This is a genomic window from Mesorhizobium sp. M1142 (genome assembly GCF_040318565.1).
GTDB lineage: Bacteria > Pseudomonadota > Alphaproteobacteria > Rhizobiales > Rhizobiaceae > Mesorhizobium.
Genome location: NZ_JAMYMK010000010.1, coordinates 167,684 through 191,847, shown reverse-complemented (window position 1 = coordinate 191,847; position 24,164 = coordinate 167,684). Strand labels below are relative to the sequence as shown.

Annotated in this window: 21 protein-coding genes; 13 read left to right on the top strand and 8 right to left on the bottom strand. The window is 63.2% G+C overall.

Annotation, left to right across the window (positions count from 1 at the left end; translation table 11 throughout):
- The first annotated feature begins 175 nt into the window (after positions 1-175).
- Genes lpxD through lpxB form a run of 5 tightly spaced genes read left to right on the top strand, consistent with a single transcriptional unit; the run spans position 176 to position 4,606 of the window.
- Positions 176-1,234 (top strand): UDP-3-O-(3-hydroxymyristoyl)glucosamine N-acyltransferase, encoded by a 1,059-nt coding sequence (lpxD, locus tag NKH42_RS18520; protein ID WP_352688320.1) that lies wholly within the window; start codon positions 176-178, stop codon positions 1,232-1,234.
- The gene (gene fabZ / locus NKH42_RS18515) at positions 1,227-1,691 is read left to right on the top strand and encodes a 3-hydroxyacyl-ACP dehydratase FabZ (RefSeq protein ID WP_023674942.1); all 465 of its coding nucleotides are present in this window, start codon (positions 1,227-1,229) and stop codon (positions 1,689-1,691) included. The genes lpxD and fabZ overlap by 8 nt, the downstream gene beginning before the upstream one ends.
- Positions 1,692-1,704: 13 nt before the next feature.
- A complete protein-coding gene (lpxA, locus tag NKH42_RS18510) occupies positions 1,705-2,538 on the top strand; it encodes an acyl-ACP--UDP-N-acetylglucosamine O-acyltransferase (protein WP_352478915.1) in 834 nt (277 codons plus the stop codon).
- Positions 2,539-2,544: 6 nt separating this feature from the next.
- Positions 2,545-3,447, top strand: a complete 903-nt coding sequence (locus NKH42_RS18505; RefSeq protein ID WP_502896085.1) for an LpxI family protein — start codon at positions 2,545-2,547, stop codon at positions 3,445-3,447.
- Entirely contained in the window at positions 3,437-4,606 is a 1,170-nt protein-coding gene (gene lpxB, locus NKH42_RS18500; protein WP_352974344.1) for a lipid-A-disaccharide synthase, read from the top strand. The genes NKH42_RS18505 and lpxB overlap by 11 nt, the downstream gene beginning before the upstream one ends.
- Positions 4,607-4,697: 91 nt before the next feature.
- Here the strand turns inward: lpxB and gltA are convergent, their stop codons facing one another.
- On the bottom strand, positions 4,698-6,026 hold the full coding sequence (gene gltA / locus NKH42_RS18495) for a citrate synthase (RefSeq protein ID WP_254817305.1): 1,329 nt from the start codon (positions 6,024-6,026) through the stop codon (positions 4,698-4,700).
- A 179-nt stretch (positions 6,027-6,205) separates the two neighbouring features.
- A complete protein-coding gene (gene gltX / locus NKH42_RS18490; protein ID WP_352751698.1) occupies positions 6,206-7,627 on the bottom strand; it encodes a glutamate--tRNA ligase in 1,422 nt (473 codons plus the stop codon).
- Between the two features lie 96 nt (positions 7,628-7,723).
- Here gltX and NKH42_RS18485 point away from each other — a divergent pair, with 96 nt between their 5' ends.
- Positions 7,724-10,189, top strand: a complete 2,466-nt coding sequence (locus NKH42_RS18485; protein ID WP_352507316.1) for a ComEC/Rec2 family competence protein — start codon at positions 7,724-7,726, stop codon at positions 10,187-10,189.
- On the opposite strand, the gene lexA is transcribed toward NKH42_RS18485, so the two are convergent.
- Entirely contained in the window at positions 10,183-10,917 is a 735-nt protein-coding gene (lexA, locus tag NKH42_RS18480) for a transcriptional repressor LexA (protein ID WP_023674949.1), read from the bottom strand. The two genes, NKH42_RS18485 and lexA, sit on opposite strands and share 7 nt — an antisense overlap.
- Before the next feature lie 448 nt (positions 10,918-11,365).
- On the opposite strand from lexA, the gene kynU reads away from it, so the two are divergent.
- Both kynU and NKH42_RS18470 read left to right on the top strand, forming a co-directional pair.
- Entirely contained in the window at positions 11,366-12,613 is a 1,248-nt protein-coding gene (gene kynU / locus NKH42_RS18475) for a kynureninase (RefSeq protein ID WP_352507315.1), read from the top strand.
- A 96-nt stretch (positions 12,614-12,709) separates the two neighbouring features.
- A complete protein-coding gene (locus NKH42_RS18470) occupies positions 12,710-13,540 on the top strand; it encodes a hormone-sensitive lipase (RefSeq protein WP_352507314.1) in 831 nt (276 codons plus the stop codon).
- Between the two features lie 7 nt (positions 13,541-13,547).
- On the opposite strand, the gene NKH42_RS18465 is transcribed toward NKH42_RS18470, so the two are convergent.
- From NKH42_RS18465 to NKH42_RS18445, 5 genes are read right to left on the bottom strand one after another with little or no spacing between them, the layout of a single operon-like run.
- On the bottom strand, positions 13,548-14,753 hold the full coding sequence (locus NKH42_RS18465; protein WP_352507313.1) for a molybdopterin molybdotransferase MoeA: 1,206 nt from the start codon (positions 14,751-14,753) through the stop codon (positions 13,548-13,550).
- Positions 14,753-15,259 carry a cyclic pyranopterin monophosphate synthase MoaC gene (gene moaC / locus NKH42_RS18460; protein WP_352507312.1) on the bottom strand — a complete coding sequence of 169 codons (507 nt, stop codon included), beginning with the start codon at positions 15,257-15,259 and terminating at the stop codon, positions 14,753-14,755. The genes NKH42_RS18465 and moaC overlap by 1 nt, the downstream gene beginning before the upstream one ends.
- 1 nt (position 15,260) lies before the next feature.
- A complete protein-coding gene (trpC, locus tag NKH42_RS18455; RefSeq protein ID WP_352751703.1) occupies positions 15,261-16,073 on the bottom strand; it encodes an indole-3-glycerol phosphate synthase TrpC in 813 nt (270 codons plus the stop codon).
- Between the two features lie 4 nt (positions 16,074-16,077).
- Positions 16,078-17,088, bottom strand: coding sequence for an anthranilate phosphoribosyltransferase (gene trpD, locus NKH42_RS18450; RefSeq protein ID WP_352751705.1), 1,011 nt, complete (start codon positions 17,086-17,088; stop codon positions 16,078-16,080).
- Positions 17,085-18,977, bottom strand: a complete 1,893-nt coding sequence (locus NKH42_RS18445) for a SurA N-terminal domain-containing protein (RefSeq protein WP_254817296.1) — start codon at positions 18,975-18,977, stop codon at positions 17,085-17,087. The genes trpD and NKH42_RS18445 overlap by 4 nt, the downstream gene beginning before the upstream one ends.
- 141 nt (positions 18,978-19,118) lie before the next feature.
- On the opposite strand from NKH42_RS18445, the gene tpiA reads away from it, so the two are divergent.
- From tpiA to NKH42_RS18420, 5 genes are all read left to right on the top strand, one after another.
- Entirely contained in the window at positions 19,119-19,886 is a 768-nt protein-coding gene (gene tpiA / locus NKH42_RS18440; RefSeq protein ID WP_352507308.1) for a triose-phosphate isomerase, read from the top strand.
- A gap of 162 nt (positions 19,887-20,048) precedes the next feature.
- Entirely contained in the window at positions 20,049-20,501 is a 453-nt protein-coding gene (secG, locus tag NKH42_RS18435) for a preprotein translocase subunit SecG (protein ID WP_254817294.1), read from the top strand.
- A 199-nt stretch (positions 20,502-20,700) separates the two neighbouring features.
- Positions 20,701-21,822 carry a L,D-transpeptidase gene (locus NKH42_RS18430; RefSeq protein ID WP_352751707.1) on the top strand — a complete coding sequence of 374 codons (1,122 nt, stop codon included), beginning with the start codon at positions 20,701-20,703 and terminating at the stop codon, positions 21,820-21,822.
- A 147-nt stretch (positions 21,823-21,969) separates the two neighbouring features.
- Positions 21,970-23,598, top strand: a complete 1,629-nt coding sequence (pyrG, locus tag NKH42_RS18425) for a CTP synthase (protein ID WP_352478901.1) — start codon at positions 21,970-21,972, stop codon at positions 23,596-23,598.
- Positions 23,599-23,608: 10 nt separating this feature from the next.
- Complete coding sequence (locus tag NKH42_RS18420; RefSeq protein ID WP_352507306.1) at positions 23,609-24,148, top strand: DUF1697 domain-containing protein; 540 nt, start codon at positions 23,609-23,611, stop codon at positions 24,146-24,148.
- The last annotated feature ends 16 nt before the right edge of the window (positions 24,149-24,164 follow it).

Below are 24,164 nucleotides of genomic sequence, written 5' to 3'. Positions count from 1 at the left end.
GGGTAACGATGCTTCCGGCTCGTTTGGATCCGGATGTCAGTGATCCGACACTACAGCGCAGTGCGTCCTATCGGACGCTCAAAGAACGTTGTAGCAATTTGATTTTGCGCATGATCCTTTCCGAGGATCGATTTCCGATTTCGGGGTCATGCGCTAGCTGGATATTGCTTCTGGAATGACCGATCCGGTGTTCTTCGCGCCCTCACGCCGGTATACGGCCGGCGAAGTCGCGAATCTGACCGGCTCGATGCTTGTCGATTCCGCTCTCTCCGATGTTTCGATCGACGTTCTGGCTCCCGCCAACGAAGGCGGCGAGAACGCCCTTGTCTTCGTCGATGGCAGGCGCAATTTCGCCCTGATGCAGTCACTGCGGGCGGCAGCGGTTCTCTGCCCTGCCGAATTTGCCGCCAAGGCGCCAGCGGGCATCGCGGTTCTGGTGCATCCGCGCCCGCAGCAGGCTTTCGCAATGGTCGGGCGCCTGCTTTTCCCGGCGGCTGCGACGCCTGGACCGATGACCGGCGAAACCGGTATCTCGCCGCACGCCCATATCGATGCGACCGCCCATGTCGAGCCCGGTGCGATCATCGAAGCGGGCGCGGTCATCGGACCGCGCGCTGCCATCGGCAGCGGAACCGTCATTGCCCCTCATGCGGTTATCGGTCCTTCCTCGCAGATTGGCCGCGACGGCTATGTCGGTCCAGGTGCCAGCGTGCAATATGCATTGATCGGCAATCGCGTTATCATTCATGGCGGCGCCAGGATCGGCCAGGATGGCTTCGGCTTTGTGGCCGGCGCAAAGGGTCCTGAGCGGGTTCCGCAGATCGGCCGCGTCATCATCCAGGACGACGTCGAGATCGGGTCGAATACGACCGTCGATCGCGGCGCCATGTCCGACACGATCATCGGCCAGGGCACCAAGATCGACAATCTGGTGCAGATCGCGCACAACGTTCGCATCGGCCGCAATTGCATAATAGCCGGGCTTTCGGGTATTTCCGGTTCAGTGACGATAGGCGACAACGTCACCATGGGTGGCGGCGTCGGCCTTGCGGATCATTTGACCATCGGGTCCGGCGCCAAGCTTGCGGCAAGAAGCGGGTTTATGAGCAATGTGCCTGCCGGTGAGATTTGGGGAGGATATCCGGCGCAGCCGATGGCGGAAGCCATGCGCGAGATAGCGGCCTTGCGCAGACTTGCACGGACGCGCAGACAGGGTGAGGGGGGAAATGGCTGACATCGCAGCGGCGACGCTCGAAGCGGTTGACATAATGCGGCTGATGAAGCTCCTGCCGCACCGCTATCCGTTCTTGATGATCGACCGTATCGTCGACATAGATGGCGACGAATCCGCAATCGGCATCAAGAACGTCACCATAAACGAGCCGCATTTCCAAGGTCATTTCCCTGACCAGCCGGTCATGCCCGGCGTGCTGATCATCGAGGCGATGGCGCAGACGGCCGGCGCCATCTGCATCCGCAGCCTTGGTACGGAAAAGCCGTCGCTGGTTTATTTCCTGACCATCGACAATGCCAAGTTCCGCAAGCCGGTCGTTCCAGGCGACCAGTTGAAAATTCATGTGAAGAAAATCAAGAAACGCGGCAATCTTCTCAAATTCGCTTGCGAGGCCCTCGTCGATGGCGCCAAGGCGGCGGAAGCCGAGATCTCGGCGATGATGGTCGCAAGCGGCTGACAAACGAATGCTAATGAAAATCCAGACAGTCATCCATCCATCGTCGGTCATCGAGGCAGGCGCCCAAATCGGCGAAGGCGCCCGCATCGGGCCCTTCTGTCACGTCGGCCCCGATGCCGTGATCGGCGACCGCGTCGAGCTGGTCAGCCATGTCTCGGTGATTGGCGCGACCACCATCGGTGCATCGACCAAGGTTTATCCGATGGCGATACTGGGCGGACCACCGCAGAACACCAAGCACAAGGGCGGCCGTACCACGCTGGTGATCGGCGAGAACTGCACGATCCGCGAAGGCGTCACCATGCATGTCGGCACCGATTCCAGCCGCGGCGAGACGACGATCGGCGACAACGGCAATTTCCTTGCCTATGCCCACATTGCCCATGACTGCGTGGTCGGCAAGAACGCCACCTTCGCCAATCAAGCGACGTTAGGCGGGCATTGCGAAGTCGGTGACAATGTCTACATCGGCGGCCTGACCGCGGTTCATCAGTTTGTCCGCATCGGCGATAACGCGTTTCTCGGCGGCTGCTCGGCGATCGTCGGCGACGTCATTCCCTACGCCATCGCCGTTGGCAACCGTGCCAGCCTTCGCGGCCTCAACATCATTGGGCTGAAGCGCGCCGGCCTGCCACGTTCGGAGATCCATTTGCTGCGCAAAGCCTATAAGACGATCTTCGATCGCTCCCGGACCGTCGGCGAAAACATCGAATTCGCCAAGGCGGAGTTCGCCTCGTCGCCGACTGCCATGAAGATTGTCGATTTCATCGCCGGTCGCGGCAAGCGGCACTATGCCGTGCCGTCGCTCAAGGGTGGCGACGGCGACGATACCGATGATGAAGACTGAGAGCAGATGACGAAGATTGAGGCTGCCGGAAAGGGCCTTGATCTCGCGCCAGATGCCAAGGTCGGCATCATCGCCGGCGGCGGCAGCCTCCCGGTCGAAATTGCCCGAGCGCTCGCCCGGCAAGGCAAATTGCCCTTCATCGTGATGGCGGCGGGCGAGGTCGATCGCATAGCCGATTTCGAGCCATATGAGCAGGTGGTCTTGAGGCTGGAAGACGTCGGCTCGCTGGTGCCGATCCTCAAGCGGCATCACGTTACGCATCTGGTGACCGCGGGTCATATCACGCGCCGCCCCAGGCTGAGCGCCATGCGCCTCAATTTGGGCCTGCTCGCCTGGCTGCCCAGCCTCTTCGTCGGTGTAACCCGGGGAGACGATACGGTGCTGAAATTGTTCGTGCGCAGGATCGAGCGCAGCGGCATCAAAGTCGTCGGCGCTCACGAGATCGTGCCGGAGCTGGTCGCAGCCGAAGGCCTGCTGACCAAGGCGGCGCCACGCAAAGCCGACTGGCGCGACATCGAGGCAGCGCACGCGGCGGCAAAAGCCATCGGCGCGCTGGATATCGGCCAAGCGGCTGTTGCGGTCGGCGGCCGCGCCATTGCGCTGGAAGGCGTCGAAGGGACTGACGGGCTGCTCGAGCGGACAAGGGAATTGCGCGGGCACGGCAGGCTGGCTGGCCGGACGCGCGGTGTCCTGGTCAAATGCGCCAAGCCCGGTCAGGAACTGCGTGCCGATCTGCCCTCCATTGGCCCGCTGACCGTCGAGGCGGCGCATGCCGCCGGACTGGCCGGCATTGCCGTAGAAGCCGGCCGCTCGCTGGTGCTCGAAGGTCCCGCCACCATCGGGCGTGCCAATGCGCTCGGCCTGTTCGTGATCGGGCTGCCTGCTGCGGAGCCGGCGCATGGCGAATGAGCGGCCGTTGAAGATAGCCGTCGTCGCCGGCGAGGAGTCCGGCGACCTGCTTGGTGCCGATCTTGTGCAGGCGTTAAAACGCATGACCGGGCGCGACGTTCGGCTTGTCGGCATCGGCGGCCGCCATTTGCAGGCACTCGGCCTGGCGCCATTGTTCGACGGCAGCGAGATCGCGCTGATGGGGCTTAACGCAATACTGCCCCACCATCCCCCCCAGAAGCCGCGGATCCGCCAGACGGCAAACGCGAATTCCGGTGAAAAGCCCGATTGCCTTATCACCATCGACAGTCCGGATTTCTCGCTGCGCGTCGCCAAAAAGGTGCGTGCCGCCGATCCGACTATCCCGATCGTTCACTATGTCTGCCCGAGCGTGTGGGCTTGGCGGCCGGGCAGGGCGGCGGCGATGAAACCGTATGTCGATCACATTCTTTGCATCCTGCCGTTCGAGGTGAAGGAACTCGCTCGCCTGGGCGGGCCGCCCGGGACCTATGTCGGGCATCGCCTTGCACACGATCCGGGCATAGTCGGTGCCGCCAGGGCGCAGGCGCAGCCACGTGACCTGTCCGCAGATCACGTCAAAACGTTGCTTGTATTGCCCGGTTCGCGTCGCGGCGAGGTGCGACGCCTGGTCGGGCCGTTCGGCGAGACGGTGTCGATCCTGCGGGCGCGCGGGCACCGCTTGCGCCTGCTGTTGCCGACGGTCCCGCACGTCGCCGATCTGGTCAGGACCTCGGTTGCGAGCTGGGACGAGAAGCCGGAGATCATCCTTGATGCCGAACGCAAATGGCAGGCCTTCGGCAAGGCGGATGCGGCGCTGATCGCGTCGGGGACGGTATCGCTGGAACTTGCACTGGCAGGTGTGCCGATGATCTCCTGCTACCGGCTCGATCCGGTCATGCGCATGGCGCAGCCGCTGATCAAAGTATGGAGCGCAGCCTTGCCCAATCTCATTGCCGACCGGCCGATTGTGCCGGAACACTACAATCAATATGTGCGGCCGCATTATCTGGCGCGGCAACTGGAAGCGCTGTTCTCCGATACCGCCTACCGCACCTGGCAGAAGCACGGTTTTGCCGACATTGCCGGGCGTATGGCAACCGCCACGCCGTCAGGCGAGATTGCTGCGGGGGTGGTGACGGGGATGGTGAGGAAGTGGTGAATGGTGAATAGCGAGTAGGAAATGGTGCTGGCGGTAACGGCCAAGCTGCTTCAGCTACTACTCGCTACTCGCTACTCGCTACTCGCTACCTTCACCGCTTCGCGATCGGCACGTAATCCCGTTCCGGCGCGCCGGTATAGAGCTGGCGCGGGCGACCGATCTTCTGGTGCGGATCCTCGATCATCTCCTTCCACTGCGCGATCCAGCCGACGGTGCGGGCGACCGCGAACAGTACGGTGAACATGGTGGTGGGGAAGCCCAGCGCCTTAAGGGTGATGCCGGAATAAAAATCGACGTTGGGGTAGAGCTTCTTCTCGATGAAATAGGAATCGGTCAGTGCGATCTTTTCCAGCTCCATGGCGATGTCGAGCAGCGGATCGTCCTTGATGCCGAGCTCGCCCAGGACTTCGTGCGCGGTTTTCTGCATAATCTTGGCGCGCGGATCGTAGTTCTTGTAAACGCGGTGGCCAAAGCCCATCAATCGGAACGGATCGTTCTTATCCTTGGCGCGCGCAATGAATTCCGGGATGTGATCGACATGGCCGATCTCGCCCAGCATGTTCAGGGCTGCCTCGTTGGCGCCGCCATGTGCAGGACCCCACAGGCAGGCGATGCCGGCAGCGATACAGGCAAAGGGATTGGCGCCCGACGAGCCGGCCAGGCGGACGGTCGAAGTCGAGGCGTTCTGTTCGTGATCGGCGTGCAGGATGAAGATGCGCTCCATCGCGCGCGCCAGCACCGGATTGATCTTGTATTCCTCGCAAGGCACGGCGAAGCACATATGCAGGAAGTTGGCTGCGAAATTCAGCTCGTTCTTCGGATAAATGAACGGCTGGCCGATGTGGTATTTGTACGCCATCGCCGCGATTGTCGGCATCTTGGCGATCAGCCGCATTGAGGCGACCATGCGTTGATACGGATCCGAGATGTCGGTGGAATCGTGATAGAAGGCCGACAGTGCGCCGACCACGCCGCACATCACCGCCATCGGATGCGCATCACGGCGGAAGCCGGTGAAAAAGCGCGACATCTGCTCATGCACCATGGTGTGGCGCGTCACCCGGTAGTCGAAATCGTCCTTCTGGGCCTTGGTCGGTAATTCACCATAGAGCAAGAGATAGCAGACTTCGAGGAAGTCGCCGTGCTCGGCCAATTGGTCGATCGGGTAGCCGCGGTGCAAAAGAATGCCGGCATCGCCATCGATGAAGGTGATTTCCGATTCGCAGCTCGCCGTCGACGTAAAGCCGGGGTCGTAGGTAAAGACGCCGGCGGTGTTGTAGAGCGAACCGATGTCGATGACGTCAGGTCCTACCGAACCACTTCGGATCTTGAATTCATGGGTTTTGCCGCCGAGCTCCAGCTTTGCCGTCGATGCCTGGGTTTTGCCGCCAAATTCCATTTTCGTCGCAGGTTCGGTCATAGCAAACTCCTTTTTGTTTCCTCAGGCCGGCAAAGGCAAAATATCTGAACCCAACACGTCAAAAGCATCGGAATACGCACATTTGCGCCCGCAATTGAATCTGCGAGCCAGATTAGGCCAAGACCCAATGTTGCACTGCGAAACACACCTTTCAATGCCAATCTTCTTGGGCCAGTTCGCTAATCGATTTGATCAGCGATCCGCGCCAGGCTTTCCTCGCGGCCCAGCACGGCAAGCACATCAAAGACACCTGGCGAGGTACTTTTGCCGGTGAGCGCGGCGCGCAAAGGTTGGGCCACGGCGCCGAGTTTATGGCCGCCGGCCTGCGCGTAGTCGCGGATCGCGGCTTCCGCCGAGGCGGCAGACCAGTCCGAAACCGTGGCCAGTGCCGCATGAGCGCCCTGCAGGATCGCGCGCGCCTCACCGTTGAGCAGCGCCGCCGCTTTCTCGTCGACCGGCAGCGGCCGCTCGACGAACAGGAATGCAGCCCCTTCAACAAGTTCGACCAGCGTCTTGGCGCGCTCCTTCAGGCCGGGCAAAGCGGCAAGCAGTTGCGCCTTGCGTCTGTCGTCGAGGCGGGCGGCGATTGCCGGGCCGCCTTCGAGATAGGGCAGAGTGGCGATGAAGATGTCGAGCAGCGCCGCGTCGTTCATCCGGCGCATATGCACGCCGTTGAGCGCCTCGAGTTTGGCGAAGTCGAAACGGGCGGCGCCCTTGTTGACATCGCCAATGTCGAACCATGCGATCATGTCGGCGATCGACATGATCTCATCGTCGCCGTGGCTCCAGCCAAGCCTCGCCAGATAGTTGAGCAGCGCCTCCGGCAGGTAGCCCATGGCGCGATAGGCCTCGACGCCAAGTGCACCGTGCCGCTTCGACAGCTTGGCGCCGTCGGCACCGTGGATCAGCGGGATATGCGACATCGACGGCACCTCCCAGCCCATGGCCTGGTAGATTACGGTCTGGCGTGCGGCGTTGGTCAAATGATCGTCGCCGCGGATGATGTGGGTGATGCCCATGTCGTGATCGTCGACGACGACGGCATGCATGTAGGTCGGATTGCCGTCCGAGCGCAGAATAATGAAATCGTCGAGATCCTTGTTGGGAAAACGCACGTCGCCCTGGACGCGGTCATGCACCACCGTCTCGCCGTCTGTCGGCGCCTTGATGCGGATCGCCCCCTTGGCGCCGGGCGGCGCCTCCGACGGGTCGCGGTCGCGCCAGCGTCCGTCATAGCGGGGAGGCAGCCCCTTGGCCCGTGCGCTCTCGCGCATTGCTTCCAGCTCGGCAGGCGTCGCATAACAATAATAGGCCTTGCCCATGCGAACGAGCTCCTCGGCCACCTCGCGATGGCGCGGCGCACGCTCGAACTGCGACACCGGCTCGCCGTCCCATGTCAGGCCAAGCCAGGAAAGCCCGTCGAGAATGGCCGCGGTTGCCGCCTCGGTGGAGCGCTCGCGGTCGGTGTCTTCGATGCGCAGCAGCATCGTGCCGCCTGTGTGCTTGGCATACAGCCAGTTGAACAGCGCCGTGCGCGCGCCGCCAATATGCAGATAACCGGTGGGCGAGGGGGCAAAACGGGTGACGACCTTATCGGGCATGGAACTCTCAGGCGGGCCAAGGAAGTGGGTTTGCGGACTTTCGCGCGTTGCGCGTTCATGTAGCATAGGAGGTCGAGGGCGCAAGGGGCAGACCCGATGGCTGTGCGAGGCCGTGGTGCGGGCGAGGGCGAGGACGCTGGTAGCGGCGTCAGCGAACGCTTGCTGTTTGCCGCTCCCCCGCCTGCCCTGCCGGTATCGGCATTGCTGCCCGCTCCGCGCTTCGATGCTCCGTCGCTGCCGGCCAGCGACCCAGCAACGGTTCTCGTGCCCGCGGGCGAGCCCATCGTGCGCCTACGCCGTCGTTTCCGCCTCCCGTCACCGTCCTGTATCCGCAACAGCGTAACCTCGGCAGCCGGCCTGGAACTCGACCGTGGCGTCGCCTTCCTGCTGGTGCCGGTGTTCCTCGCATGCGGGGTGGTCGTATATTTCGCGCTGTCGGTGGAGCCAGCCTTTCCGCAGCCGATCGCAATCGTGCTCCTCGCGGCCCTTTGTACGGTCGTCTCGCGTTCATGGCCCAGGACGCGCCTGTGTTTCATGGTGGCGCTGCTCTGCGCGCTTGGCGTGCTTGCCGCCAAGTTCGAGACCTGGCGTGTCGGGACGCATGTGCTCGGTTCTGAAATCTCGACGCGGCTGACGGGTCGCGTCGTATCGTACGAACCCATGGCTAGCGGCCGCATCAGGCTGACGATCGATGTGATCTCAACCGCCAGGCCGACGCTGCGCTACATGCCGGAACGGGTCCGCATTTCGGCGATGAAGATACCGGCTGAGCTGGCCGCTGGTTCCGAGATCGCCGGCTATGTGCGGTTGCTGCCGCCGACCGGCCCGGTGCGGCCCGACAGCTATGATTTCTCCTTCGACAGCTATTTCGCCGGTATCGGCGGCAGCGGCTTCTTTCTCGGCAATCCGAAGGTCGTGGCTTCGGGCAGCATGCCGCTTGCCGCGCGGCTTTCTTCCGCGATCGAAGACGCGCGCGAATCCATCGCCGACCATATCCGCAGCCGCATCGGCGGCGCCGAGGGCGAGATTGCTGCTGCGCTGATCGTTGGCGTGCGCGCCGGCATTCCCGAGGAGATCAACGAAGCGATGCGGCGTACAGGCATCTACCACATCATCTCCATCTCGGGGCTGCATATGGCGTTGGTCGCCGGCACCATCATGGCGCTGCTGCGCGGCGCCTTTGCGCTGTTTCCCGACTTCTCATCGCGACGGCCGGTCAAGAAATATGCCGCAGCCGCCGCGCTTTTTTCGATCGCGGCGTACCTCGTCTTTTCCGGCGTTGTGGTGGCGGCCGAACGCAGCTTCATCATGCTGGCGGTGATGCTCATCGCCGTGCTGTTCGACCGGGCCGCGCTCACCATGCGCAATCTGGCGATCTCGGCCATCGCGGTCATTCTGGTGTCGCCGCACGAGGTGGTCGGTCCGAGCTTCCAGATGTCCTTCGCCGCGACGGCGGCCCTTGTCGGCGCCTATGCCGGCTGGTCCGATTACCGCACCGGCAGGGCCACCACGCCGCCGCCCCGGCGATCGCCGCTACGCTTGGCCACGCGAAAGGTCCTGCTGGGCATGGGCGGCCTGGCGATGACCTCGATCATTGCAGGGAGCGCCACGGCGCTTTTCGCCATATGGCATTTCCAGCGCGTAGCGCCGCTCAGCCTGTTCGCCAATCTGGCCATCATGCCTATCGTCTCACTGGTCGTCATGCCCTTCGCCGTGCTCAGCGCGCTGGCGATGCCGTTCGGCGCGGATGGGCCTTTCCTTTACGTGATGGGCAAAGGGCTGACGGCGATGATCGCCCTGTCCGGTTGGATCTCCGAGCGCTCGCCGATCGATGCGGTGGGTCTGATTTCGCTGAGATCTGTCCTTCTGGTGACGATCGCCCTCGTCGTTGCCAGCATGGCGACGACCTGGTTGCGGCTCGCGGCAATTCCTTTTGCGCTCGCCGGCTTGCTAACGACAACGCAGACGCGCGTACCCGACGTATTGATCTCGGAGGACGCACGGCTGGTCGCGCTGCCGATCGGCAGCGGTGAGCTCGCCGTCAACCGGGCACGCCCGAATGAGTTCACGATCGACAACTGGAAACGCGCGCTCACATCAGAGGCTATCGTCGCGCCGGAAACACCTGGAAAGAACGATCCGCAATTCGACATTGCCGATCCGGCCGACCTACCGCCGGGCATGCCGTTCATTTGCACGGACGGTCTCTGCCTCGCCAGGCATCCATCCGGCGCGATCATTGCGCAAGCCAAGGACCGCGATACCGCACGGCCAGCCTGCGCCTTCGCCAGCTTGATCGTCATCGACGACGCCACCGCCCATAATCCCTGCTACTACGACCGGCTGGTCCTCGTCGTCACCAAACGGCAACTGGCGCGCGCGGGAAGTGCGGCCGTCTATTTCGATCCACAAGCGGCAACACGCGCCGAAATCCGCTTCGCCGTCGAAAAATCATACCGGCCCTGGCACGTGCAGCGGAAATTTTCACGCGCGGCGCGCGGCCTGCCGCCATACCGCAGAGCCGACAATCCAAAAGCCGGCACCAAGGGCGCAACTCAGTAGCGGCGGATCAGCCCAACGAGCTTGCCCTGCACCTTGACCCTGTCTGGTCCAAAGATGCGCGTCTCGTAGGCCGGATTGGCGGCCTCCAGGGCGATCGAGGCGCCCTTGCGGCGGAACCGCTTCAGCGTCGCTTCCTCCTCGTCGACCAAGGCCACCACGATCTCACCGGGGCTCGCCGTATCGGCGTTGCGGATGATCACCGTGTCGCCGTCGAAAATGCCAGCCTCGATCATCGAATCGCCTTTGACCTCGAGCGCATAATGCTCGCCGCCCATGATCATATCCGGCGGCACCGAAATCGAATGCGTCTGGTGCTGGATAGCATCGATCGGCACACCAGCGGCGATGCGGCCCATTACCGGGATCGAAACGGCGGCGACGACATCGTCGTCATTGCCGGCTGCAGGGACGCGCGACGATGTGGGCTTGCCCTGCCGAGGGGCACCTTGCCCAAGACTGCCCTGGATGACACTCGGCGAGAACTTGCGTGCCGCATTGAGGCCGGGGGCGATCGAGTCAGGCAGGCGTAGTACCTCCAGCGCACGGGCCCGGTTGGGCAAACGGCGAATGAAGCCGCGCTCCTCCAGCGCCGTAATCAGTCGGTGGATTCCGGATTTGGAAGCCAGGTCGAGCGCTTCCTTCATCTCGTCGAAGGAAGGTGGGATACCGCTTTCCTTCAACCTTTCGTGGATGAACATAAGCAGTTCGTGTTGTTTGCGTGTCAGCATAGCGACCCCCAACAGAATCAGAAAACAAACCCAGAACAGACACTATCTGTTCCAGTTGTGTTCCGCAACTGTTTAAAGTTTAATGAATGCGTTAAGGCTCGGGAAACAAACGACGTCCCCTACCGGCGTACCGTATTTTCACCGCCGCGAGCCTCATCCCCTTGATTCTGCTTTCGTTTGCGCCGTTCTGGCCTCCTTGAAGGCGGCACTGGCATCGGCCGTCGGTCGGCAAAGGGCACGGAATTGAACCCGTATCGACTGTGCGGTTTGGTCAATGCACCGTGAACGAAACGAACTCAAAACGCCAACCTCGGGCTAACTCCAGGTTTCCACCGCCTGGTCAGGCTGCTTCTCGCCGGTGGAGCCTTGCTACGCGCTACCCGGTAATGGAAGAACAGTTGATGCGTGTCCGGCGTTGCGTTGGATTTTTTGAGGGAGCAGGCAAATCATGACGGGAATTCCCGATCTCGTGGCCGTAAAGGCGATGGATGCCGCGGATCCGCTGGGCGCGATGCGCGACCGCTTTGTCTTGCCGCAAGGAGTGATCTATCTCGACGGCAATTCGCTAGGAGCTGCTTCACGTGCCGCTTTCGATGAATTGTACAAGGCCGCGACCGAAGAATGGTCGCATGATCTCATCCGCGCATGGAACACGGCCGGCTGGTTCAACATGCCGCTTGAACTTGGCGACCAGCTAGGGCGCCTGATCGGTGCCGCGGTCGGCCAGACGGTGGTCTGCGATACGACGTCGGTCAACATCTACAAGCTGCTGCACGCCGCCATGGCCATGCGACCGGAGCGGCAGGTCATCGTCGCCGAGGGCGATAGTTTTCCGACAGACCTCTACATGGCTGAGGGTGTGGTTTCGACGCGAAAAGATGCGCTGCTGCGCCTCTCGGGGGTCGACGCGCCGACCATCGAAGAGCTGATCGACGAACGCACCGCGGTGGTGCTGGTCAACCACGTCAACTACAAGTCGGGCGAACTGCGCGACATGCCGACGCTGACGCGCAGGGCTCAGGAAGCCGGGGCGATGATCGTCTGGGATCTCTGCCACACCGCCGGCGCGATGCCAGTCGAGCTCGACAAGGCAAACGCCGATTTTGCCGTTGGCTGCACCTACAAATATCTGAATGGCGGCCCGGGCGCGCCTGCCTTCATCTATGTGGCTGAGCGGCATCTTTCCGACATCCAGCAGCCGCTCACCGGCTGGTGGGGCCATGCACGGCCCTTCGCCTTCGAGCCAGGCTATGCGGCCGGCACCGGCATCCGCCGGTTTCTGTGCGGCACCCAGCCGGTCCTGTCGATGCGCACGCTGAAGGGCGCGCTCGACATCTGGAACGATGTCGACATGACGGCGGTGCGCAAGAAGAGCATCGCGCTGGCGGATCTGTTCATCGAGCTTGTCGAGGCAAAGTGCGGCACTTACGGGCTCACGCTCGAAAGCACGCGCGATGGGGAAAAACGCGGCAGCCAGATTTCATTCATGCATGAGCATGGCTACCAGGTCATGCGCGCGCTGATCGAACGTGGCGTGATCGGCGATTTTCGCGCGCCATCGACCATGCGCTTCGGCTTCACCCCGCTCTATGTCGGCTATGCCGATGTCTGGCAGGCCGTCAAAGTGCTTGAGGATATCCTGCGCACCGGTGCGTGGAAGGATGCGCGCTTCGCCATCAAAGCAGCTGTCACTTGAGATTGATGCGAGAGCTGGAATCGTGAGGCTGGCGACGACGTGCCGCGCGATGCTCACGGCTAGGTTGCAAGGCCATATTGCCAGGGAGGGCGCAGGGTGTTCGAACGTCACATTGCCGATTGGGACAACGCCTATGCCAACGGCGCCAACATAGCCGGCAGCGATCGCTGGCCGGCGGCCTGGATCGAGCCCGCGCGGGTTTTCCGCGACGTGCTTTCGACCGAGGGCAGGGCGCGGCTCGACATGGCCTATGGCGACAACCCACGCAACCGGCTCGATCTTTTCCTGCCGGCCATCAAGCCCAAGGGACTCGTGGTGTTCGTTCATGGCGGCTACTGGATGGAATTCGACAAGAATTTCTGGTCGCATCTTGCCGCTGGCCCTGTTGATCGCGGCTATGCGGTGGCGATGCCGTCCTACACGCTCTGTCCGCAGATACGCATTGGCGGAATCGTCAAGGAAGTCGGCGCGGCGATCGGCAAGGCGGCGGCGATGGTCCCAGGGCCGCTGATGCTGACCGGGCACTCGGCCGGCGGCCATCTTGTTAGCCGGATGGTTACGGCGACGACGCCGCTGGCGCCCGAAGTCGTCCGGCGCGTTCGTCACGTGGTGTCGATCTCGGGGGTGCATGATTTGCGCCCGATCATGCGCACCGGCATGAACAAGACGATCGCGATCGATGAGGCCGAGGCGCAGGCCGAAAGCCCGGTGCTGCTGCGCCCGATGGACAAGGCCCGCCTGACCTGCTGGGCCGGCGGCGGCGAGCGCGCCGAATTCCTGCGTCAGAGCGCGTTGCTGGCCAACATCTGGATCGGCCTGGGTACCGCGACCAGCTCGGTCGTCGAGCCTGACCGGCATCATTTCAACATCATCGACGGTTTGGCCGATCCAGACCATCCGCTGACCCGGACCTTGATCTCGGAGTGAGGCAGGTTCAGCGTAGCATCAGCACGTCGCAGGGGGAGCCCGCCGCCGCGGCAGGCGCGAACGGCGCGCGAACGATCAGCCCGTTGGCATCGGCCAGCATTTTCAGCATCGAGGAGTCCTGGATGCCGAACGGCGTCGCCACGAGCGTACCGGCGTCATCTATGACAACAGCCCGCACATAATCTTGCCTGAGATCGTTGGCCGGCATGGCGGCACCGAGCCGTGCCCGACGTATATCCTGCTGAAAGGCGCGGCCGCCGAGCCGCGCCAGCAGCGGCTTCAGGAAGAGCTGAGTGCAGACCAGGCTTGCCACCGGATTGCCGGGCAGGCCGATGCAGCGAATGTCTCCCAGCCGCCCGAACATCAGTGGCTTGCCCGGCCGCATGGCGATCTTCCAGAAATCGAGCGTCATGCCTTGCCCGGTCAGCACGTCATGCACGAAGTCGTGGTCACCGACCGAGGCACCGCCCAGCGTGACGATGACGTTCGCGCCAGCCTTCACGGCCTTTTCAACCAGCGCAGCGATCGCCTCCCTGCGGTCCGGCGCGATGCCAAGGTCGAGCGCCCGCGCACCGACCGACTGTGCGGCGGCAGCGACACCATAGGCGTTGGAGCAGATGATCTGGTCGGGGCCAAGATCGCTGCCCGGCGGCAGCAATTCGTCGCCGGTGGCGATGATGGCGACCAGCGGCCGTTTGACCACGCGCACCTCGGGGTGATTGGCCGATGCCGCCAGCGACAAGGCCGCCGGGTCGAGCAGGCGGCCTTTGGGCAGCAGGACATCGCCCTTGGCGAAATCGAGCCCGAGGCGGCGGATGTTGCGCCCCTGCACCGTCGGTTCCGTCACTTCGACGCTGCCGCCACCGAGATCGCGGACGTTCTCCTGGATGACGATAGTGTCGGCGCCTTCGGGAAGCGGCGCGCCGGTAAAGATGCGCACGGCCTGCCGCTGCTGCACCGTTCCGGCAAAGCCGCGTCCGGCCGGCGCCATGCCGACCACCGAAAGCTTTGCCGGTACGGACGCGATATCGGCCGCCCGCACGGCATAGCCGTCCATGGCGGAGGCGTTGAACGGCGGCTGGGTGCGGAGCGCCACAACCGGCTCCGCCAGCACGCGGTCGGCGGCATCCAGCAGTGCGACGCGTTCGCCCGGCAGCGCTGCTGCGCCGTCCAGCAGGCGCTCGAGCGCCTCGGCAACTGGGACCAGCGCCATTATCGGCCTGCCTCGGTGGCCTCGTCTCCGGTGATCTTGTAGTCGCCGGATTTACCGCCGGTCTTTTCAACCAGCCTGATGCCGGAGATGACCATGGCGCGGTCGACCGCCTTGGCCATGTCGTAGATGGTCAGGCAAGCGACCGAGACGGCACTCAAGGCCTCCATTTCAACGCCGGTCTTGCCGATGACGCGGGTCAATGCCGTCACCTTCAGGCCGGGCAGTGCGGCGTCCGGCTCGATATCGACAGATATCCTGGTCAGCAGCAGCGGATGGCAAAGCGGGATCAGTTCATGCGTCTTCTTGGCCGCCATGATGCCGGCAATGCGCGCGGTGCCCAGCACGTCGCCCTTCTTGGCGTCGCCGGCGAGGATCATGTCCAGCGTCTCGGGCCGCATCGCCACAAAACCTTCCGCGACTGCCGTGCGCACCGTCTCAGCCTTGTCGCCGACATCGACCATGTTGGCTTCGCCCTGCGCGCCAAGATGGGTGAGGGCGGCCGCCATCTCAGATCGCCTCTGCCGGCGCCTTGCCCGTCAAAAGCAGGCGCGTTGCCGCAGCCACGTCCTGCTGGCGCATCAGGCTCTCGCCGACCAGAAAAGTGGCGATGCCGCTCCGCTCCAGCCGGAGGCAATCGTCATGCGAAAAGATACCGCTCTCACTGACTAGAAGGCGGCCGCCCGGCACCATCGGTACCAGCCGTTCCGAGGTCTCGAGGCTGGTTTCGAAAGTCCGGAGATTGCGATTGTTGATGCCGATCAGCCGCGACGACAGCCGCAGCGCACGTTCCATTTCCGCCTCATCATGCACTTCGACCAGCGCGTCCATGCCGAGCCCGAAAGCTGTCGCTTCGAGTTCTCTTGCCAACGCGTCGTCGACGCTGGCCATAATGATCAGGATGGCATCGGCGCCCCATGCCCTGGCCTCGTAGACCTGATAGGGGTCGAACAGGAAATCCTTGCGTAAGGTAGGCAACTCGACGGCAGCGCGCGCAGCGGTGAGGAATTCGGGCGCGCCTTGGAAAGAGGGTGTGTCGGTCAGCACCGAAAGGCAGGCGGCACCGGCTTTCGCATAGGCCCTGGCCAGCGCCGGCGGATCGAAATCGGCGCGGATCAGGCCTTTGGATGGGCTAGCTTTCTTGATTTCGGCAATCAGCGCAAACCCGCCGGATTTGCGCGTTGCTTCAAGGGCGGAAAGAAAGCCGCGCGGCGCGTCGGCATCCGTCGCCCGTGCCTTGATCTCGGCCAATGGCACGCGTGCCTTGGCCGCCGAGATCTCGTCGCGCTTGTAAGCCTCGATCTTGCGCAGGATGTCGGACATGGTTTTAACCGTTCGAAATCTCGACCAGCCTGTCGAGCACTTTCAGCGCGCGGCCGCTGTCGATGGCCTGCGCCGCCGTTACCATGCCGTCGGCAAGCGTCGTCGCCTTGCCGGCTACCACCAGCCCGGCGCCGGCATTCATCAGCACCGTATCGCGAAAGGCGCCAGCGGCGCCGCCCAGCATGTCGCGCAGTGCCTGGGCGTTGTGGGCGGCGTCGCCGCCGCGCAACTCGTCCTTGGTGTGACGCGTCAGCCCGACTGCTTCCGGGGTCAGCACAAAGCTGCGTATCTCGCCGCCGGCCAATTCGGCGACCTGCGTTTCGCCGGTGGTGGTGATCTCGTCATAGCCGTCGCCATGGACGACCCAGGCGTGGTCGGCGCCAAGCTCCTTCAACGTTTCTGCCACCGGCATGATCCATTCGGGCAGGAACACGCCGATCATCTGCCGTCTGACACTGGCCGGATTGGAAAGCGGGCCCAGCAGGTTGAAGATGGTGCGGGTGCCGAGCTCGACCCGGGTCGGGCCGACATGCTTCATCGCCGGGTGATGCGCCGGAGCGAACATGAAGCCAACGCCGGCCTCGTGAATACAGCGGCCGATCGTCTCCGGAGGGATGTCGATCTTGACGCCCAATGCGATCAGCACATCGGCGGCGCCGGTCAGCGAGGACAGTCCGCGATTGCCGTGCTTGGCGACGGGCACGCCGCTGCCGGCGATGACGAAGGCGGATGCGGTCGAAATGTTGACGCTGTGCGAATTGTCGCCGCCGGTGCCGACAATGTCGATGGCGCCCTCGGGGGCTTCGACGCGCAGCATCTTGGCGCGCATGGTGGCGACAGCGCCGGCGATCTCGCTGACGGTCTCGCCGCGCACGCGCAATGCCATCAGGAAGCCGCCTATCTGGCCCGGAGTAGCATCGCCCGACATGATAATGTCGAAGGCCTCGCGCGCCTCCTCGAAAGAAAGAGCGCTGCCGGCGGCGACCTTGGCGATGTGGATCTTCAGTGCGCTCATCTGGCCAGGGCTTGGGTTACGGCAGTCTGATCAATGCGGACGTCATATTGCGTCTGCAACTGCGCTACTAACTGGTCGAGCAGGTCGTCGGACATGCCGGATGTGAAGGATTTCTGTGCGTCCTGGGGTACTGAGCTGGCGTCGGCCCCGGCGGGCTCGAATACCTCGGCAACCTTGAACAGGATCTGTCCGTCGCCGGTGGGCGAGGGGATCAGCCCGGTGCCGCCTTCGCCGACGCCGAACATCGCGGCGGCCCCTTCCTTGCCGAAATCGACGTCGTCAGCATCGCGCTTGACGCCGCGTTTGGTCTGTTTTTCGAGCTTGAGCTCACCGGCGATCACCTCGAGCGTGGCGCCGGCCTTGAGACGCTTCTCGAGCTCTTGTGCTTTTGCGGTGAGCCGTTTGGTGGTCTCCGCCGCGGTCCAGTCGGCCACGACCTTCTGGCGGACTTCGTCCAACGTGCGGTCACGGGCCGGCGTGATCGCGCTCACGTCGTAGAAGACGAAGCCGTTATCGGCGGTGGTGAGACCTTCATTGTCGGTTCCGGGTTCGGATTCGAACACTGCCTTGATGAGCGCCGGCGATTCCGGCAGGTCTTTGACGATGCTTCCATCCGGCCGTTGGCCGGTGCGGTCGATGGCGTCGATGGTGACGACCTTCAGCTTCAATTTGGCGGCTGCCTCGGCGAGCGAACTGCCCGAGGCGCGCGTATCCTCGTAATTGTCGTGCACGTCCAGCAAGATGCGGCTTGCCTCGCCCAGTGCCAGGTCCTTGCGGATCTGCTCGGATACTTCGGCCAGCGGCTTCACCACTTCCGGCTTGATCTCGGTGACGCGCAGCAGAACGGGACCAAATGCGCCTTGTACGACCGGGCTGACCTCATTGACGTTGAGCTTGAAGGCAGCGTCGGCGACCGCCTTGTCGGCGATCTTGTCCTTGGCCAGCGTGCCGAGCAGCGTGTCGGCCGGGGTCTTGCCCTCGGCGGCGACGATCTTGTCGAAGGTCGCGCCGGTCCTGAGCGAATCGAGCGCCGCCTTTGCGGCATCAGGCGTCTTGAATACAAGCTGCTCGATGGTGCGCATCTCCGGCGTGGTGTAGCGCGCCTTGTTCTTGTTGTAGTCGTCGCTGACCTGTTGGTCGGTCACCGCGCTCAAATCCATGATGTCTTCCGGCTCGAGCCTGACATAGGAGAACTTGCGGTATTCGGGAGCGGCGTAGGTTTTCTTGTTTTCCTCGAAATAGGCCGAAAGCACGCTGTCGGACGGCGCTTCTATCGGCTCGACAAGCGATTTCGGCAAGGTCAGGTAGTCGATGGTGCGATCTTCGCCGCGATAGAGCGCGACCGCCTTGAAGAATGTATCAGGGGCCTTGAGGCCGTCCGAAACCGCCTCGACGATCTGCTGGCGGACCGCGACCTGGGCGCGGTTCTTCAAATAGTCTTCCGGCCGCATGCCGATCTGCCGAAGCAGGTACTCGAACGTTCTCCTGTCGAAGGTTCCGGCAGGCCCTTTGAACGCCGGGTCTTCACGCGTCAGTTCGGCGAGCCGGTCCTTGGACAGGCCGAGGCCGAGCTTGCGGGCCTGCTCGTCGAGGACGGCACCCGATACGAGTTGCGCCAGCACCTGGTTGTCGATGCCGAGCGCCGTCGCCTGCTCACGGCTGATGCGCTGGCCGAATTGCTGCGACATGACGCTGAGCTGGCGATCGTAGGCGAGGCGGTATTCGTTGATAGAGACCTTGGTGCCTCCGGCCGTGATCACGGCGTCATGGCCGGCAAGACCGCCCATCAGCCGTCCCGAGATACCCCAGACGGCGAAGCTCAACACCAACAATGACAGCAGCAGTTTCGCGACCCAGGTCCCCGCCGCACTTCTCAACATACCAAGCATGAGTACTTCCGATTTTTGCGCATTTCGCATGCGCCGAGTCTGAAACAAGCGCAATAGCGCCCTTCCTGCTCACTGTCGATTGCTTTGTGGCCTGATTTTGATAGTGAGGGCCAGCTGGAAATTGCCCGGAGAAACAATCCCATGACGCCTGGAATCCGCCCGCTCGTCGCCGGCAACTGGAAAATGAACGGTACCAGCGCCTCGCTCAACGAGCTCAGGATGATCGGCAACGGCTTCATGAGCGGGCTCGACGCCGAGACCGAAGCGGTGCTCTGCGTGCCGGCGACCTTACTTGCGCACGCCGCCGAGATTCTGTCGCGCACACCGGTGCGGGCCGGCGGAGAGGATTGCCACACCGAGGAAAGCGGCGCCTATACCGGCTGCATTTCGGCCGAGATGCTGAAGGATGCAGGAGCCAGCCATGTCATTGTCGGCCATTCCGAATGCCGCGCCGATCGCAAGGAGGACGATGCCTTAGTGCAGGCCAAGGCCTCCGCCGCATGGCGTGCCGGGCTGGTGGCCATCATCTGCATTGGTGAGACAAGAGCCGAACGCGAAGCAGGAGCCACGCTCGACGTGCTGTCGCGCCAGGTCGCTGGCTCGGTCCCGCCAAACGCCACGGCTTCCAACACCGTCATTGCCTATGAGCCGGTATGGGCGATCGGCACCGGCTTGACCCCGACCGCCGCCGACGTCGCCGAGGCGCATGCGCATATCCGCGAAGAACTGGCCCGGAAGCTCGGCAATACGGCGGCCAAGATGCGCATTCTCTACGGCGGCTCGGTCAAGCCGTCCAACGCCGTCGAGTTGCTAGGCGTCAGGAATGTCGATGGCGCGCTGGTCGGCGGCGCCAGCCTAAAGGCGGCGGACTTCCTCGGCATCGCGGAAGCCTATCGAAACATCGCTTGATACAAGGCTGCTTGCTGCATTTGAGCGGACGGCCGGCGCCGAAATCGTTGCAAAGGACGCATTGCTTCCCATATTCCGGCCACGGGCTTGGAAATGCCGTCAAAGCATTGTATTGAGCCGCCTCCAAATCAGCGGCCGCACCAGGCCTTGCCAGGATAAATTATGGAAACCGTACTGATCGTCGTCCACCTCATGGTCGTGCTCGCGCTTGTCGGCGTGGTGCTGCTGCAGCGCTCCGAAGGCGGCGGCCTCGGCATCGGCGGCGGATCGGGCTTCATGACCGCGCGTGGCGCCGCCAATGCGCTGACGCGGGCGACGGCGATCCTGGCCGCGGCTTTCTTCGTCACGTCGCTGACACTGTCGATCGTAGCGCGCTATGGCGAGAAGCCGATCGACATTCTCGATCGCGTGCCGGCGACCTCGGACGGGGCAGGCAAGGGCGTACTCAACCAATTGCCCGGAACCACGACGCCGACGCCGCCTTCGGGCACCACGGCGCCGACCCCGCCGTCCGGCAATGGCGCGGCAACGACGCCGCCGGCAACCGCTCCGGCGACGCCGCCAGCGACAAACGGCGCCACCGCGCCGGCCACGCCGCAGGTCCCCAACCAGTAATCGGGCATCTTATGCCGCGATCTGTTGTCGTTTGAACACAGTCGCGGCAAATGCCGCACGATCACGAAGATTCGACCGCACCGCGCGCTTGAGGCGCTTCCGGCTAATCGATTATAGGTTGCACGCGGCATTCTCGGCGTCCTTGGGGGGCGCCGGGCGATGCCGTGGGCAACAAGCATTGAACGATCGGATCTTCCCCATGCAGCTTCGCAGCTTCATTTTTGCCGGCCTTTGTGCCGTGCTCAGCCTAGGTGCGCCCGCTTACGCGGCCATGCCGACGGCAAACTCGGCCCATAAAGCCGCAGCAACAACCGACGTCGTCAACGTCGCTGCCAAAAGCGATGCGGCGCAATTGAAGCTCCTCAAGAAGAAGAAAGATCCGACGCCGGACGACCTTGCGCAGATCCGCAAGATCGAAGCCAAGATCGCAGCCGACAAGGAAGCCGCTCGCGCCAAAGCACTCGAAGCCAGGAAGCTGGCGATGCGGGAGGCGGCGAAAGCCAAAGCCGATGCGGAACGGCAGGCATTCCTTGCCAAGAAGAGCCAGCCGCTCGCGGCGGCGAAGGTGGCTGACGCTACGCCAGCCAAGAAGAAGACCCTCAACATCATCGAACCGATTGCACCCATTGCGCCGATCCAGTCGGCCGAGCCGATCCCGGCCGAGGCCATGAACGTTGCCCTGACCGGCAACAATGGCGAGTTGCGCAGCGAACCGGTGGGGCAGAAGCCGCAGAGCGTCGGGCTGTTCGCGGGACTGTTCGGCGGCACAACTTCGTCGTCAATGTCGCTGCTTCCGGAAACACGCGCGCTCGACGCCGCACTCGAAAGGAAGCAGGCCAAGCGGCAGTTCAAGGTCAAGCCGGAATTCGTGCCGCAGGAGGTCGAATTCACTGGCTACAACCCGGGCACCATCGTCATCGATACCAGCGCTCGCCGTCTCTACCTCGTCGAATCATCGTCAACCGCCCGCCGTTATGCCATCGCGGTCGGCCGGGAAGGCCTGCAGTTCAAGGGTACGGTTGCCGTCGGCGACAAGCAGGAATGGCCGCGCTGGATTCCGACGCTGGATATGCAAAAGCGCGAACCCAAGCACTATGGCCAATACAAGGACGGTATGCCCGGCGGCGGCGACAATCCGCTCGGTGCGCGCGCCATCTATCTTTACGACGGCAAGAAGGATACCCACCTGCGCATTCACGGCACCATCGCGCCGCAGTCGATCGGAACCAGCGCCTCCAATGGCTGCTTCCGCATGATCAACGAGCACGTCATGGACCTTTACCGCCGGGTGAAAGTAGGCACCAAAGTCGTCATCATCTGACGCTTTGACAGATCGTGCCAAAAGGGCCGGCCTCGCCGGCCCTTTTGTTTTGATACGCCAACGACCAGAGCGCCTTCTTGGGAAAAAGCCTTCGCGGCGGTTTTTTCTCTGGCGGAATCAATTCGGCCGCGTTAAGCGATGACTCCCATGGCGCGATATGTATTCATCACAGGCGGCGTGGTTTCCTCACTTGGAAAAGGCATTGCTGCGGCGGCCCTTGGGGCTCTCTTGCAGGCGCGGGGCTATCGCGCACGCATCAAAAAGCTCGATCCCTATCTCAATGTCGATCCCGGCACGATGTCGCCCTATCAGCACGGCGAAGTCTTTGTGACCGATGACGGGGCCGAGACCGATCTCGATCTTGGCCATTATGAGCGCTTCACCGGCCGCTCGGCCAACCAGCAAGACAACATCACCACCGGCCGCATCTATAAGAACATCATCGAGCGCGAGCGGCGCGGCGACTATCTCGGCGCCACCGTGCAGGTCATTCCGCACGTCACCGACGAGATCAAGAACTTCGTCCTCAACGGCAATGACGATTACGATTTCGTGCTGTGCGAGATCGGCGGCACCGTCGGCGACATCGAAGCGATGCCGTTCCTGGAGGCGATCCGCCAACTCGGCAACGACCTGCCGCGCAACAACGCCGTCTACGTCCACCTGACCTTAATGCCTTACATTCCGACCGCGGGCGAACTGAAGACCAAGCCGACGCAGCATTCAGTCAAGGAGTTGCGCGGCATCGGTATTGCACCCGACATACTGCTGGTCCGCGCCGACCGGCCGATCCCCAAGGAAGAGCGCAGAAAGCTGTCGTTGTTCTGCAATGTCCGCGAAAGCGCCGTCATCCAGGCGCTCGACGTCCCGCACATCTACGACGTGCCGATGGCCTATCACAATGAAGGGCTGGATTCGGAAGTGCTGGCCGCCTTCGGCATCGATCCGGCGCCGAAGCCGCGCATGGAACGGTGGCAAGCGGTGTCCAACCGCATCCACAATCCGGAAGGCGAAGTGACCATTGCCGTCGTCGGCAAATATACCGGCCTCAAAGACGCCTACAAATCGCTGATCGAGGCGCTGTCGCATGGTGGCCTCGCCAACCGGGTGAAGGTCAAGCTCGACTGGATCGAAAGCGAGATATTCGAGAAGGAAGACCCGGCGCCATGGCTGGAGAAGGTCCATGGCATTCTCGTCCCCGGCGGTTTTGGCGAGCGCGGCTCGGAGGGCAAGATCCTGGCGGCGAAGTTCGCGCGCGAGCGCAAGGTGCCGTATTTCGGCATCTGCTTCGGCATGCAGATGGCCTGCATCGAGGCGGCGCGCTCGCTGGCCGGCGTCGAGCACGCATCATCGACCGAGTTCGGCCCGACCGAGGAGCCGGTCGTCGGCTTGATGACCGAATGGCTGAAGGGCAACATGCTGGAAAAGCGCAGGGAAACCGGCGACCTTGGCGGTACCATGCGGCTTGGTGCCTACCAGGCCGACCTCGCCAAGGGATCGAAGATCGCTGCGATCTATGGCGATACCCAGATTTCCGAACGCCATCGTCACCGCTACGAGGTCAATGTCGACTACAAGGAGCGGCTCGAGAATTGCGGCCTGGTGTTTGCCGGCATGTCGCCGGACGGCGTGCTGCCGGAAACGGTCGAATATCCAGACCACCCCTGGTTCATCGGCGTGCAGTACCATCCCGAGCTGAAAAGCCGGCCGCTCGATCCACACCCGCTGTTTGCCAGCTTCATCGAAGCGGCGGTAGAGCAGTCGCGTCTGGTCTAAACAGCCGCCCATGCAAACTTACGTCGCGCTGCTCTATAGCATTGTTCTGGGCGAGGGGCGGCGGGTCGTCATGTCCGATCTGAAGGCGATGGCCGAAGGCCTGGGCCTGAATAACCCGCGCACGCTGGTGGCGACCGGCAATCTTGTTTTCGAGGCGCAAGAAACAGAACTTGCGGCGTTGGAGCAGCGGCTGGAGGCGGCGTTCGTAAAGACTTTCGGCCGCCACGTGGACATCATCGTGCGCCGCGCCGACTGCTGGCTGGGGCTGGCGGCCGGCAATCCGTTCCCAGCCGAATCGGCTGAGGCCGCGGACCAGGTGGCGGTGCGCGTGATGCGGGCGCCCGTTCGCGACGAGGCCGCCGCGGCGCTTGAGGCCTATGCCGGCAAGGGCGAGAAGCTGCGGATTGTCGGCGGCGACATCTGGATCGTCTTTTCGCGCGAGACGCCGAGTTCGCGGCTGCTTGCAGCGGTCAGTCACAAACGCCTGGGCATCGGCACCTCGCGCAACTGGAACACCGTACGCCGCCTGGCCGAGATGGTCGCAGAATGAACGGGGCGGCTTGCGC